Annotated in this window: 12 protein-coding genes; 10 read left to right on the forward strand and 2 right to left on the reverse strand. The window is 64.0% G+C overall.

Features of this window, described 5'->3' with window-relative positions:
• The first annotated feature begins 16 nt into the window (after positions 1-16).
• The 10 genes from O9271_RS02195 to O9271_RS02240 all read left to right on the forward strand — a co-directional run bounded on the left by O9271_RS02195 (position 17) and on the right by O9271_RS02240 (position 12,038).
• Positions 17-2,002 carry a site-specific DNA-methyltransferase gene (locus O9271_RS02195; protein ID WP_343213862.1) on the forward strand — a complete coding sequence of 662 codons (1,986 nt, stop codon included), beginning with the start codon at positions 17-19 and terminating at the stop codon, positions 2,000-2,002.
• A gap of 13 nt (positions 2,003-2,015) precedes the next feature.
• On the forward strand, positions 2,016-4,988 hold the full coding sequence (locus O9271_RS02200) for a DEAD/DEAH box helicase family protein (RefSeq protein ID WP_298265770.1): 2,973 nt from the start codon (positions 2,016-2,018) through the stop codon (positions 4,986-4,988).
• A gap of 449 nt (positions 4,989-5,437) precedes the next feature.
• The gene (locus O9271_RS02205; RefSeq protein ID WP_298265773.1) at positions 5,438-6,442 is read left to right on the forward strand and encodes a hypothetical protein; all 1,005 of its coding nucleotides are present in this window, start codon (positions 5,438-5,440) and stop codon (positions 6,440-6,442) included.
• Positions 6,442-7,302, forward strand: coding sequence for a hypothetical protein (locus tag O9271_RS02210; protein ID WP_298265775.1), 861 nt, complete (start codon positions 6,442-6,444; stop codon positions 7,300-7,302). The genes O9271_RS02205 and O9271_RS02210 overlap by 1 nt, the downstream gene beginning before the upstream one ends.
• Positions 7,299-7,628 (forward strand): hypothetical protein, encoded by a 330-nt coding sequence (locus O9271_RS02215; RefSeq protein ID WP_298265777.1) that lies wholly within the window; start codon positions 7,299-7,301, stop codon positions 7,626-7,628. The genes O9271_RS02210 and O9271_RS02215 overlap by 4 nt, the downstream gene beginning before the upstream one ends.
• Entirely contained in the window at positions 7,625-9,112 is a 1,488-nt protein-coding gene (locus O9271_RS02220; RefSeq protein ID WP_298265779.1) for a type IV secretion system DNA-binding domain-containing protein, read from the forward strand. Before O9271_RS02215 ends, O9271_RS02220 begins: the two co-directional genes overlap by 4 nt.
• Positions 9,113-9,144: 32 nt before the next feature.
• Positions 9,145-9,939 carry a helix-turn-helix domain-containing protein gene (locus O9271_RS02225; protein ID WP_298265781.1) on the forward strand — a complete coding sequence of 265 codons (795 nt, stop codon included), beginning with the start codon at positions 9,145-9,147 and terminating at the stop codon, positions 9,937-9,939.
• Between the two features lie 306 nt (positions 9,940-10,245).
• The gene (locus tag O9271_RS02230) at positions 10,246-10,557 is read left to right on the forward strand and encodes a hypothetical protein (protein ID WP_298265783.1); all 312 of its coding nucleotides are present in this window, start codon (positions 10,246-10,248) and stop codon (positions 10,555-10,557) included.
• Between the two features lie 10 nt (positions 10,558-10,567).
• Positions 10,568-11,800, forward strand: coding sequence for a tyrosine-type recombinase/integrase (locus O9271_RS02235; RefSeq protein ID WP_298265784.1), 1,233 nt, complete (start codon positions 10,568-10,570; stop codon positions 11,798-11,800).
• 4 nt (positions 11,801-11,804) lie between these two features.
• Complete coding sequence (locus tag O9271_RS02240; RefSeq protein ID WP_298265786.1) at positions 11,805-12,038, forward strand: hypothetical protein; 234 nt, start codon at positions 11,805-11,807, stop codon at positions 12,036-12,038.
• Positions 12,039-12,103: 65 nt separating this feature from the next.
• Here O9271_RS02240 and O9271_RS02245 read toward each other — a convergent pair whose 3' ends face one another.
• Together O9271_RS02245 and O9271_RS02250 are read right to left on the reverse strand one after the other, a co-directional pair.
• The gene (locus O9271_RS02245; RefSeq protein ID WP_298265788.1) at positions 12,104-12,592 is read right to left on the reverse strand and encodes a DUF4411 family protein; all 489 of its coding nucleotides are present in this window, start codon (positions 12,590-12,592) and stop codon (positions 12,104-12,106) included.
• A complete protein-coding gene (locus O9271_RS02250; protein ID WP_298265790.1) occupies positions 12,592-13,716 on the reverse strand; it encodes an XRE family transcriptional regulator in 1,125 nt (374 codons plus the stop codon). Before O9271_RS02250 ends, O9271_RS02245 begins: the two co-directional genes overlap by 1 nt.
• Between the last annotated feature and the right edge of the window lie 223 nt (positions 13,717-13,939).

Genomic DNA, 13,939 nt, shown 5'->3' on the forward strand with positions numbered 1-13,939 from the left:
GAGGGTTACGATGACGATGGAGAAGCTGACGGCGGCCGACCCCGCGACCCGGTCTCCTGATCTGGTGGCCGAAAACATTGAGCGCCTGAAGGCCATGTTTCCTGAGCTGGTGACGGAAGGCCCGAATGGCGCGGCCGTCAACGTGGATGTGCTCAAGACGCTTGTGGGCGACAAGACCGTGACGGATGCGGAGGAGAAGTTTGGCATCAACTGGCATGGTAAGCGCCGCGCACGGCAGCTGGCGCTCACCCCGTCAACCGGCACGCTGCGGCCGTGCCCAGAGGACAGCGTGGACTGGGATACCACGCAGAACCTGATGATCGAGGGCGACAACCTCGAGGTGCTCAAGCTTCTGCAGAAGAGCTATGCAGGGAAAGTGAAGCTGATCTACATCGATCCGCCCTACAACACGGGCAAGGATTTCGTGTACCCCGACAATTTCCAGGAAAGCATCAAGAACTACCTGGAGCTAACGGGACAGCTGGAGGGAGGAGCGAGAATCAGCAGCAATACGGAGGCCAGCGGGCGTTTTCATACTGACTGGTTGAACATGATGTATCCGAGGCTGAAGCTCGCACAGAGCCTGTTGTCACCCTCAGGTATCATCTTTATCTCAATCGACTCTTCTGAGGCTGCAAACCTTCGCTCTGTGATGGATGACCTCTTCGGTGCGGAGAACTTCATCGGACTCTTGCCGACGATAATGAACTTGAAGGGAAACAACGATGCATTTGCATTCGCAGATACCCACGAGTTCACGGTTGTATACTCGCGAGATAGAAGCAGTTGCTGTGTCCATGAATTGCCTGTTCCCGAAGACTCCCTTGACGACTGGCTCGAGGACGAGCGTGGTCTCTACAAGCGAGCCGACACTCTTAGGCGGACGGGGCAGGATGCCTCGCGCGAACGCCGGCCGAACGGTTGGTTCCCGGTGTTCATCGCTGCCGAGGGGAGCGTATACGCAACCGAAGATGATAAGCCCCGCTCAAAGGCTGACATTGAGCTGTGGCCGCGTAATGAGGCAGGCGAAGAGCTCTCGTGGACGTGGAGCAAGAGGAAGATTAACGAAGAGCCGTATAATCTCATCGTGGTAGACGGTCGAGGCGGGAAGACCATCTACAAGAAGCAGCGCGCATCATTAGGTGATCTTCCGACGAGCAAACCAAAGTCAGTTCTATACAAGCCGGAGTATAGTAGCAGCAATGGTACAGCGGAGCTTTCGTCTCTTCTGGGAAGCAACGTCTTTGATAGCCCTCCTAAACCTCGCTCGCTGATCCGCGACCTTGTGTTGATCGGAGCGGATCCGGATGCAGTCGTCGTCGATTTTTTTGCAGGCACAGGCACCACTGCACACGCCGTTCTCGCCCAGAACGTCGTAGATGGCGGTACGCGACGATTCATATTAGTTCAGCTTCCTCAGCCACTTGATGTAGCGAACAGAGATCAAAAGGCGGCAGCTGAATTCTGCGATAGGCTGGGGAAGCCGCGCACTATTGCGGAGATCACAAAAGAGAGGATCCGGCGCGCTGCCGCGAAGATCAAGGCGGAAAACCCGATGTTCGCTGGCGATCTTGGATTTCGCGTGTTCAAGCTTGATTCCAGCAACATTCGTTCTTGGGCGCCGGATCGCGGCGACCTTGATGGGACACTGCTCGACGCGGTGGAGCACCTCAAGCCAGGACGGACGGAGTCTGACGTCCTTTACGAATTGCTATTGAAGCTGGGCCTTGATCTCTGCGTACCGATCGATTCGAAGGCCCTGGGCGGCCATACCATCCATTCGGTTGGGGGCGGCGTGCTGATGGCTTGCCTGTCTGCACAGATCGGTCGTGAACACGTCGACCACTTGGCGCAGGCCATGGTGGAGTGGCGAGCGGCGTTGAGGCCCGCTGGCGACACCACGTGTGTCTTCAGGGACAGTGCCTTCGCGGATGACGTGGCGAAGACCAACATGGCGGCGATACTGGAGCAACACGGAATCGCAACCGTACGGAGCCTCTGACGGTGGCTTTTCGATGAAACTGCATTTTGAATCGGACCTGGATTACCAGCTCCACGCGATCGAGTCTGTTTGCGACCTGTTCCGTGGGCAGGAGATCTGCCGCACGGAGTTCACCGTCACGCGTGATCCCCATGACGCCCAGATGCGGTTGGGGTTCGCCCACACCGATCTCGGCGTAGGTAATCGGCTCACGCTGCTCGACGACGAGCTGCTGAGAAACCTGAATGTGGTGCAGATTCGAAACGGTCTGGCCCCGTCGGGGACGCTCGCCTCGGGCGACTTCACGGTCGAGATGGAGACGGGGACGGGCAAGACCTACGTGTACCTGCGCACGATCTTTGAGCTCAACAGACGGTTTGGGTTCACCAAGTTCGTGATTGTGGTGCCGTCTATTGCGATCAAGGAGGGCGTATACAAGTCGCTCCAGATCATGGAGGATCACTTCAAGGCGCTCTACTCTGGAGTGCCATTTGAGTTTTTCCTCTACGATTCAGCAAAGCTCGGTCAGGTTCGCAATTTCGCGACAAGTGCGCACATCCAGATCATGGTGGTCACCGTTGGTGCCATCAACAAGCAGGACGTCAACAACCTCTATAAGGACAGCGAGAAGACCGGCGGCGAAAAGCCCATTGATCTGATCAAGGCGACGAGCCCGGTCGTGATCGTCGACGAGCCGCAGAGCGTAGACGGTGGCCTCAAGGGAGCCGGAAAGCAGGCGCTTGGTGCCATGAGCCCGCTGTGCACGCTTCGCTACTCGGCCACGCACGCCGACAAGCACCACATGGTCTACCGGCTCGATGCGGTGGACGCGTATGAGCGTCGGCTGGTGAAGCAGATCGAGGTGGCTGCTGCGACTGTCGAAGATGGGCACAATCGGCCGTATGTCAGACTCGTATCGGTCGGCGGTCGCCGCGGGTCGATCAGCGCGGTAGTTGAACTGGACGTGCAGGGCAGGAGCGGGGTGCAGCGCCGCGAGGTCACCGTCTTTGATGGCGACGATCTCGAGCAGACCTCCGGGCGCGCTGTCTATCGGGACTGCCGCATCGGAGAAATCCGTGCGGGGCGTGGGGAGCAGTTTGTGGAGCTGCGTGTCCCCGGCGGTGAAGTGTATCTGAAGCCCGGTGAAGCCTGGGGTGACGTCGATGGGCTGTCGGTGCATCGAGAGATGATCCGGCGCACCATCAAGGAGCATTTGGACAAGGAAAAGCGCCTGCGCCCTCAGGGGATCAAGGTGTTGTCGCTGTTCTTCATCGATGAGGTAGCCCGGTACCGGCAGTACGACGCTGACGGCAATGCGGTCAAGGGCGAGTATGCCCGGATCTTCGAAGAAGAGTACCGGCGCCTGGGCAACCACCCAGACTATCGCACGCTGTTCGCAGAAGTCGATCTGAGTCGTGCCGCGCAGGAGGTGCACGAAGGCTACTTCTCCGTGGACAAGCGATCGAAGCAGCTGGTGGACACGTCTGAGAGCAATCAGGGCGGGCGCGAGGCCGCGGAGCAGGCGTACAACCTCATCATGAAGGACAAGGAGCGGCTGCTGTCATTCGAGACACCGCTCAAGTTCATCTTCTCCCATTCTGCGCTGCGTGAAGGATGGGACAACCCCAACGTCTTCCAGATCTGTTCGCTGCGGGACATGCGAACCGAGCGCGAGCGGCGGCAGACGATCGGTCGTGGATTGCGCTTGTGCGTCAATCAGGACGGGCAGCGTTTGCGCGGGTTCGATGTCAATACATTGACCGTGATCGCGACGGAGAGCTACGAGCAGTTCGCGGCGAATCTGCAGAAGGAGATCGAGGAGGACACCGGTATCCGCTTTGGCGTTGTCGAACCGCACCAGTTTGCCTCGGTCATCGTGGTGGCGGGCGACGGCAGCACGTCCGCCTTGGGCATGGAACCGTCGAAGGCCATTTGGGAGCACTTCAAGGCTCAGGGCTACATAGACGCGAGGGGTAACGTGCAGGATGCCTTGCGAGTCGCGTTGAAGGCTGGCGCGGTGAGCATCCCGGCGGAGTACGCGACCCAGGCGGCCCAGATCGAGCACATCGTGCGCAAGCTGGCGGGGCGCCTCGAAGTCAAGAACGCCGATGAACGCCGCCAGGTGCGGCCGCGGCAGGCCGTGCTCCAAAGTGCGGAGTTCAAGGCGCTCTGGGATCGCATTAAGCACAAGACGACGTACCGGGTGGAGTTTGACAACGAGAAGCTGGTGGAGGACTGCACCCGCGCGTTGCGCGACGCCCCCGCGATTCCCAAGACCCGCCTCCAGTGGCGTAAGGCCGATATCGCGATCGGGAAAGCCGGCATCGAGGCGACAGAGCGTGCTGGGGCCCAGACGGTTGTTCTGGACGAGTCCGACATCGAGTTGCCCGATCTCCTCACGCAGCTACAGGACCGCACGCAGCTCACACGTCGGACCATCTACCGCGTGCTGACGGGCAGTGGGCGGCTGGATGATTTCAAGCGAAATCCCCAGGCGTTCATCGAGCTGGCTGCCGAAGCGATCAACCGGCGTAAGCGATTAGCGATCGTGGACGGCATCAAGTACGAGCGGTTGGGCGATGCCCACTACTACGCCCAGGAACTGTTCGAGCAGGAGGAGCTGACTGGCTACCTGAAGAACATGATCGAGAGCACCACCAAGTCCGTGTATGAGCAGGTCGTGTACGACTCGGGGACTGAGGCGGCCTTCGCCAACGACCTCGAACGGAACGAAGCAATCAAGCTCTATGCGAAGCTGCCGGGCTGGTTCCGCGTCCCTACCCCCCTCGGTAGCTACAACCCCGATTGGGCGGTGCTCGTGGAGAAGGACGGTGCGGAGCGGCTGTACCTGGTGGTTGAGACGAAGAGCAGCCTGTTCGCCGAGGATCTGCGCGATAAAGAGAGCGCCAAGATCGAGTGCGGTAAGGCGCACTTCAATGCGCTGCGGGTTGGTGAAGCGCCCGCGGTGTACAAGGTCGCCCGGTCGGTCGAGGAGCTCGTGACCTGACCAGCAGTGTGGTCGAGGGCGGCGTAAAGTGCCGCCGCCAGCGTGGGGCTCCCTCAACCGGAGCCCCATGTCTTTTTCAACTGTTTGCTTGGCTCGCCCACTCGAACGGGGGCCAGCTGCCCGCACGTGGTTCGCTGGCGCTCGACTCCCCCTGTTCGGCATGCGCCCGGCCCCCGCCGCGCCAGATGGCTAGCCACTGTGACCTCGCACGCTGCTGTGCTGGCCTACGCCCTGAATCCTGAACCGGCGCGACTCACATTCTGGCGGTAGGGTTGAGGCTGGCCCAAGCCCCCCACGGCAGTACGTGAATGCTGAGATCCAGTATGCCGGGGCCGCTCGGCTTCCATGGCCCTCGCCCCGCGGATCCCTCACCGGTGCGCCGGGGGAGGGTGTCGTGGCGTGGCCGGGCGGCACCGCTAGGCTAGGGCTCCCCAAACCGGAGCCCCTCGATGTTGGCCGTTGCTTCCCCCACACGCCGTACTTCGCCGTCGCTTTCCGCTCGTGCGTGGTTTGCCGGCGCTCTGCTCGCAGTGTTCGGCCTGCGCCCGACCCCCCGCCGCGCCCGGTGGCTGGCCACCGTCACCGCGCATGCCGCTGCGCGGCAGGAGGGGACGGCCGTCGCGGAACCCGCCCGCCGCCGTCTTGCTAGCGTCACCGATGGCGCGCTGCTGAGCCATCGCGCTGGGCGCGAGAGTTCACCGCGGATCCCTCGCCTCCGCGCGGCCCTCCCCACGCTCGCGCAGCGCGCCCAAGATGCCGCTGCGCAGGTGACCCGCCTCGAGGCCATGGTGCCGCCCGGGGCCGTCGAAGAGGCGCCGAGCTGGGTGCTCCGACTGCTGCTCGTTGCGGCGTTGATAGCGGAGGCGTTCCTGGTCTTTGGTAGCCTGGGAGCCACAAGTCTCTCCGAGACGCCAATTGCGCTGTTTTGCTCCAGCCTGGCCGCGGCGCCGATCGCGGCAGCGTTGTTGTCGCGCGCCGGGTCTACGGTCCGGCGGGCTGTCGTCTGGCGTCGCCGATGGGAGGCTAGCGACGCCGCGCTGGTGCTCCTTGCGCTCGGTGTTGCCATCGTGCTCGGGGTTGGGCTCACTCTGAGCCGCGTCGCCGATGTCCAGGAGGGCCGAACGGCCGCCCTGCTCACATCGGCCGGTTTACAGGCGGTGATTCTCACCCTCCCCCTGATCGACGGCTACCTGCACGCTTCGCCGGTGCCAGGTCTCCCGAAGGCGCGACGTCTGCGCGATCGCACCATCCGCCAGTACGACGCGGCCGTCGCCGAGCTGCGCCGGCTCGAGGCCGCGCACGCCCAGCGTGAGGTGGAGCTGGTCGCAAACGCCGAGGCGACCCACGCCGAATTCGAGCGCACCTTCGTGCGCCTGGGCGGCTCAGCGCTTGCCCCGCGAGCGACGACCGGGTGTTCTGCGGCGTACCCACCGCTGATCGGGGGGCACCGCTGATGCCGCGCTGTTGGCGTGCCCTCGCCCTCGTACTGCTGCTGCCCCTTGGGCTCGCTGCCTGCAACTCCGCCGGCGTGGAAGGAGTGCACCAGCGCCTTGCCGCCGGCATGGAGGCCATCGGCCCTCGGGTCGTCCTCCTGTACACGGACGTTTCCGCCTCGGTCCCCGATACCGCCTGGCACCAATCGCTCCGCCGGCTTTCCTGGGAGCTTCGCCCTGGGGACCGTTTGACGCTCTACGCACTTGGCGGGCGGGCGCCGGATGCCCCGGTGCTCGATACGGTCGTGCCAGGTGGCGTCGCCGAACGCCTGTCGAGCGGGCTGGGGCTTTCCACGAGGATGAGTCGCAAGGAGCACGACCAGGTCGCCCGCGGGCTGTCGGATGCCCTGATCGCGGCCACCGGCAGGGCCCGGGCGTCCGATCCCGGCTCCCGTACCGCCGTGGTGGACGCGGTGTGCCACGCGGTGGCCACGAGCCAGACCATCCCCGATGGGCAGACGGTGGTGGTGCTGTTCACCGACGGGCAAGAGGAGAGCCCCCTCGCGAATGTGGCCCGTAAGCGCCCGACCGCCGCTCACGCCCGCCAGCTGGCGGTGGCGATCCGGCGGGACGGCCGCTGCCCCACAGGTGGCGCGTGGCCACTACTCCGGCTCGTCGGGCTCCGACACCCGACCGATCCCCAGGCGCTCCGTCGCTGGTGGGAGACGCTGCTCAACGACCTAGGGGCGCCGCCCACGCGCACCGATGTCACCACGCATTCGCTCACCGCGCTGCTCGACGCGCCCGTCCGCATGCCCCCCGCGGTGAGGGATCCGCGGGGAACGTCCTCGTCACGCTCGATACAGGAGGCCGCGCCATGAATACGACCATCATTCCGCGATTCAACGCGCGTTCGCTCGACCTTGTGGTGACCGGCCTCGTCGATCTTCCGACCGCAGTGCACCTCGTCGAATACCTCGATGCCGCCTGCCACTATTACTGTTACTCGCGGGTGACACTCGACGCCTCGTACGCACGCTGGCGTTCGCGCGCTGCTCAACATGTCGGGGCGGTGCTCCGTGCGGCACAGCAGGGTGGCGTGGAGGTCGATCTCAAGGCCCCGGAACCCATACGTCAGCGTCTGTTGGTCGGCGAGCCGCCGCGAGGCGGCGTGGTCCGCCCTCGGCGCGTGGGGTTCCACGGATGACCAAGCCCCTCGACCTGACAACGCCGGTCGATGTGCCCGAGCTCGCGAGTATTGGGCTCACGGTTGACCGTGCGGCTCTTACACGCGGAATCCTCGTGCTCGGTTCGACAGGCAGCGGCAAGACCGCTTCCGTGCTGGCCCCGCTGCTTTTCGGGTTGCTCCGGGAGCGAGAGGCCGCACCTCTTGAGCATCGCAGTGCCGTCGTCGTGATCGACCCCAAGCGAGAGCTCGCATCGCCGGTACTGGCGTCGTGCGCGGGCGTGCATGTGATCGCCGCTGAAGGGACACCCCCAATCGATGCGTTCGGCTCCATCGACCGTGACCGAGCCGACGCCGGGGTCTACACCGATCATCTGCTCGCGCTGGCGGGCGAGTCGTGGGAGGGTGTGCGCGATCCGTTTTGGCGGACCTCGGGTCGCGAAGTCCTTCGCGACTGCGTGGCGCTCGATCTTGAGTTTGCCGTGATCGGGGGCGGGGTAGCCGATGGTCACATCCGGCGAGCACTCTTCTGGCGTGATCTGGCCCAAACCTGCGTGAATGCCGGCCGCCTCACGGCGCCAGAGGCGCGGCTGCTCCAATCCTCGCAGCTGCCCATCAGCCGCTATCTCTGCCTACTGCGCCTGCTCGCCAGGGAACCCGGAGCGGGGCCGTTGCCAGTCAAGCCAAGTGGCGCCGATCTGGTACTCACGACGCTGACGGCGCACCTGCCGTCGTTCGCCCCCCAGGCGCTCTGGCGATTGCCGGAGCTGGCCAATGAGACGGCGACTTCAGTTGTGGCGACTGCAGCGAGTCTTGTCGGGGCGCTGTCGAGCGCGCGGGTCCAGCGTGCGGTGCGGTTGGACGTGCTGCCAGCGGTGCGGCCGACTCAGCGTTTGTCGCTGTTCGAGACCATCCGGCGCGGCGAGGTGGTGATCTACCAGCCTGCCGATTCCAGCGACGAGAGCGCAGCGATCGGCCGCGCCCTCAAGTCGGCAGTGTACAACGCCGTGTTGTACGGTGCTGCGTGCCTCCCCGACGGTCGACCGCAGCGGCTGGCCGCATTGGTGATCGACGAGTGGCCCGTCGTAGTGACCGCGGGCGGCGTGGCGGATCACGAGTACCTCGCGCTCTGCCGCGGTTTCGGGGGGGCCACCATTCTCGGCGCCCAGTCGCTGGCGGCGATTCGCGAGCGGCTACCGGGCCGGTCCACCGACGCGGTACGGGCGGCGATTACGAACACCGCGACGCGTGTGCAGCTGGCCACCACCTGTCCGGACACCGTCCAAGAGCTTCGCCATCTGGTAGGCCCCCCGCCCGTTCCGGGGCCGCACCTTTTGGACGTCCGCTCCCCCGCGCATTTCCTACCCGGTGAAGCCGTGTGGGTCGCGCCTGGCGCCTGGGGGATTGGGCGGGTAAAGCTTTGCAGTTCCTTGCCTCGATGGAACGCTCCCATGCGTCAGGAACTGACTCCGCTCCAGAGCGCCCAGCTCACCATTGAGCTCTGAATCGAGCCTGCGAAACGAAAAGATGGGACCGCATGATCCACCTCGGCGAAGTGGATTATTATAATGCTACAAATATGCCGCGCCGTTCAACGACAAAACAGTCGCAGCTACGCCAGCTCGACGAACTGGTCGTCGAGATCAAACCGTCGGCGGCCGATTGGCCGGTGCCCGACGGGGGCTGGATCGCAAGCATACGCGACGCGCTCGGGATGACCGGCGAACAGCTCGGCCGCCGTCTTGGGATCACTCGGTCATCGGTTAGAGCGCTCGAGCTTCGCGAGCGTGATGGGGGGGCCACGCTTGAGGCGCTCCGAGCCACTGCCGCTGTCTTGGGCTGTGATTTCGTGTACGCGCTTATTCCGAAAACGGGAAGCTTTGAGGCCACGCTACGTATGCAGGCCGAGCTTGCCGAGGCTGGCGGATCGGGGACCGAAACCAAGGCCCAAGATCGCGAAGAGCGCATAAGAGAGCTGATGCAGCGGCGCCCCCGCGTTCTTTGGGAGCCAACTGCCGTTGGAGATACCGATGTGGAGGCACCTCGTCGGAAGGGGAAGAAGCCTGGCCGCCCGAAGGGCAGCAAGGCAGTGGACCGCCCTGAGAGTGTGCTCCGCGAGACCGACGGTGGCCCCTCCGTGCGCCGGAGCACTCCCAAGGGGGTGGAGGAGGTCCCAGAGACGTCGGGTCGTTCTGGGGTGAATGGCGCGCCGTCGTCGCGAACTCCCCGCTCGCAACCCGTCGCGGAGGATGCGGCGGCGAAGGCCAGCCGGCGCAATCCTCGACGGATTCGACCCGCGGCGGACGCGGAGCAGTTGGATGCCTTTGGGTAGGACCGGCGGACGCCACATGATGGCGTCCGCAGCGCCCTCGTTGATGCATCGGCTTGTGTTCTGTGGCGTGGAATCTTCTCGGTCACGAAGAATTCGATGTAAATTATTGTTCGATTATAATCGTCGAAGATTCAGTATCTCGTTTCGCTCGCTAGCGCAAATTGTTGATTGACAATGCTTTTCGGTGCTTCAAGCAAAAAATCTGTCGCGGCCAGTAAAGGCCAGGACGGGGCGGGAGGGGTGCGTTGGCGCGGCGCGCCAAAGCCGTAAGAGTCTGCACGTACCCTTCAACCCTTGGAGGTTTTCGTGGCAGTAAACTCGAAGCGCCGTACGTCCAGCACCCCCGCGATCACCAGCGACGCCGGTCGCATCATCGCCAAAGCGACCCGCGAGCGGGTGGCGGAACTGGTGCGCCCAGCGCGCCGCTCCCCGAAGTCCAAGGGAGGAGATTTCCGAGTTCGCAAGCTGCTCACGCCCGTCCAGGTCCAGGAGCAGCTCGAAGTATCCGAGTCGTGGCTCAAGCGCTCCGATATCCCCTTCATCAAGCTGGGCCGCCTTCGCCGGTACGACGCCGCCGTGATCGACGCGTACCTCACCGCCCGCGACACCGCAGCCTGAGGACCTCGCAATGTCGATCAAGCTCCAGCAGCGCGGCGGTACGTTCTCGATCTACGTCCCCAACACGGTCGGCAAGGGGCGCCCCGTGCTCCGCGCCACCGGGTATGCCAACCGGACGACGGCCCTGAAGGTGGCCACCATGGTGGCCAACCTCCGCGACCGCGGCGAGTTCGAGCTCCTCAACGCGGTCGCTGAAGGGAAGACAACGCTGTTCGACCTGTACCAGGCGCAGGTGCAGAACAAACAGCAGGTGCTCAAGAAGCTGCTCAAGCGGGTCGCGATCTCCCCCTTCCTCGAGCCTTGGTTGAAGAGCTGTGCGGCCAACGGACTGTCCGACGCCAGCGTCTCGCTATACCGGAGCCGCATGGAGAAGCTGTTCGCCCCCGCGACGTTGGCGCCGATCGTGTACGTGGATCAGCTGACCGAGGGCACGATCATCAACCTGATCGCTGCCCTCGGAGTCTCCAGCGGTACGGCCCGACAGTACCTGCATGAGCTCCAGAGCCTCTGCCGCTTCCTGGTGGCGCAGGGGGTACTGAGTCACAACCCAGCCGCGAATCGGGACCTGATCCGCGTCCCAAAGAAGAACAAGGCGCGCCGCCGTTGGGTCCGGGACAATGTGGACCGCGCGATCGTGGAAGCGGCGGACCCGGAGTATCAGGGGGTGTTCGCGTTCCTGCACGGAACCAGCGCCGATCGCGGAGACGTGCCCCGCCTGCGCCGCCGGGATGTGAACCTCGATCAGCAGTACGTCGACATCGACGGCAACAACAAGGCTGCTACGCGCCGCCGCATGCGTGTTCCAGTGGAACCATGGGCGCTGCCGTACCTAGTGCGGGCGTGTGAGGGATTGGAGCCGGAGGACCTCGTGTTCGATGGGCTGTCGCTCGACGCGATCAGCCGCGCCCACAAACGGGCAACCAAGAAGGCCAAGGTGAAGAACTACTGGCTGCGCGACAGCCGGCACAGCTACGCCATTCGGGCGATTTTGCGGGGGGCTGCCATCGCCGACGTGTCGGCATGGCTCGGGCACTCTTCGCTCGCGACCACCTACGAGACATACGTGCACTTCGACGGGGAAGTGAAGCAGATCCTCGTGGCGGGCAGCGGCATTCGGGAGGGCGAAGGCGGGACGCCCTCCGCACCGTCGGCCCCGGTGTCAGCACGTCGCCGCCGCAGCCACGCCAATTCGCCGGTCGCGCCGCAGGCGACCGGCCGCCGCCGCTCACCCAAGGAGGCATGACCGCATGGAACTCTCGAACGCCCCCGATCAAGTGCTTGAGGCTCTCGCCAAGGCTGCTATGGTCCGTAATCCGCTCGGCCCCGTTTATGCGGCCATGGCACTGTCGGTCAACGCGGAGGAAAATCTCCCTCCGGAGGAAGCGGAGCGGTGGAATCGGGCCATCGAGCGGGCGTGGACGTCGCTGAGCGACGCACGGGAGTCCGGCGCGTCCGGCCACCAAGATGAAGCCGGGCCTTAGGTCGCTCGTCCATCGTAGAAGGGCGCGGGGCCGCTCACGAACAGTTCAGACGAGCTGCGGCAGGTTCAGAATTTCGCTCCGAGCTCTTCGAGCAAGGCGTAGGGATCGATCCATCTCACGCCCATCGCACTGCACGCATCCGGGATCTTAACCTTGCCGATCCTCTGTGGTTCTGGCTTCTCGTGAGTAACGACTGTGTGCTCGTGCGCGAGCGCATGGGCGACCAAAACGGAATCCGCGACGTTCAGGAACTCCGCTCGTGCGGCCGGCGTGTACTTGCGCTGTGGGTCCATCGTCCAGATCCCCAATCGCGAGAGCGCAACGCCCGTCGCTCCGTCGGGTGCTTCGAACATCACCTTAGGGCAAGCGCTTTCCACCCACTGGCTCAGATCATCTTCCTTGTTGAGGAGCTCCTTGCGAACCGAATCGACGCTGCGAAGCGCGCCGTCATTGGCACGCTGCAGCAGGTAGTCCCAGTAGCACGGGAAAGTCTTAAACCGATAATGGTCGCGCTTTGCCGCGATGAGCACATTCGCATCCAATAGGTACGCCATCAGGGCAAAATCCCAAGCTTGCGCGCGTACTCGTCAAATGTTGCGGTGCTCTTGAAGCCAAGCAGGCGAAACGCCTCGGTGTAGGGCGTGCGGCCCTCAAGAGCACTAGAAATCACAGCCGCGGCAAACCGTCCGCCAAGCCGCGCGTTCTGGGTGTTGTAGAAGTCGCCCCCATCGCCGCCACCTCTCGCGTCGATCTCTCCTACGCGATCACGTTCGGCAGCGTAGACAGCCTCGAACACGTCGTCTGCCAAGAGCCCGGCCTCACGTGCCCGAATGAGCACAACCAGCGTGCTCACTTTGAAGAGGCGCGCCAGGCGCGCCGTCAACTCTGGCAACGGAAAGGCTGGGTCCCATGCCGCACGGAACTCACTGGCTGGCGCAAGCGTCTCGGCGGCCACGGCGTTACAGAATCGCTCGGTGGCCACGTTGGTGGTGGGGTCGCCGTCGGACACGGCGGACTGCCCAAGCCACAGATGACAGAGCTCATGCACAAGCGTGAACATCTGCGCGGCCTTGCTGTCGACCGCGTTAATGAACACCAGAGGTGCATATCGATCGCTGAGTGCGAATCCCCGAAACTCCTCGATGCGCAACTTACGATGCGTGTTATTTCCCACGACCCCGTTTCGCACGACGAGCACTCCCAACTCCTCCGCGCGTTGGTAGAGGCTCCTGACGGCCTCGGTCCAATTCATGCTGAGCGGGCGGCGATCGAGCTCCAGCGCCGCCCGAATCGCGAGTGCGATCGACACGGGGGCGGTGTCCAAGTTTGCACTACCAACCCAGGTCAGGGGCTCAGCACCCTCGGCAATCAGGTGCTCACGGAACCACTGCTGGCGGAGCTGACACTGATTGACGGTATCGATCAATTCGGGGCTAGGGGGCTGGGGGCCCTCGCCCGCGACGCGACGAAAGTCGCTTATCGTAAGCTCGGTGGCCGGCGGCTCGGGAAGGAAGAAATACCCGACCGGAGTGTGTGTCTTCTCTGCCAGTCGCTCGAGGTGCTCGAACTTTAGTTCGCCGGTCTCCTCCCACGCCTCAACGCGACGCACCACCAGGCCAACCCGCTTGGCAAGCTCCGCTGGGGCCAGCGAGGCGCGCTCGCGGGCCCAGCGCAACATGCGAGGGGCAACTTGGACTAAGGTCGGCACAGAAGGTCAGCTTGGGGCGAATGCCCGATTCGGGCGCGGGCAGGGGAAATATAGGGTTGGATTTGGCGCACGGCGTGCTGTAACAATCGCGAGCAGCAGCGCCAAGAGCATCAGAACGACGATGGCGGCTGCAGCGCGTTTCGTCAGGATCGCTCAATGGTACCCCAGACCACTGGCAAAAGCGGTTGAACCG

Origin of the sequence: Gemmatimonas sp., from assembly GCF_027531815.1 — a bacterium.
Lineage (GTDB): Bacteria > Gemmatimonadota > Gemmatimonadetes > Gemmatimonadales > Gemmatimonadaceae > Gemmatimonas.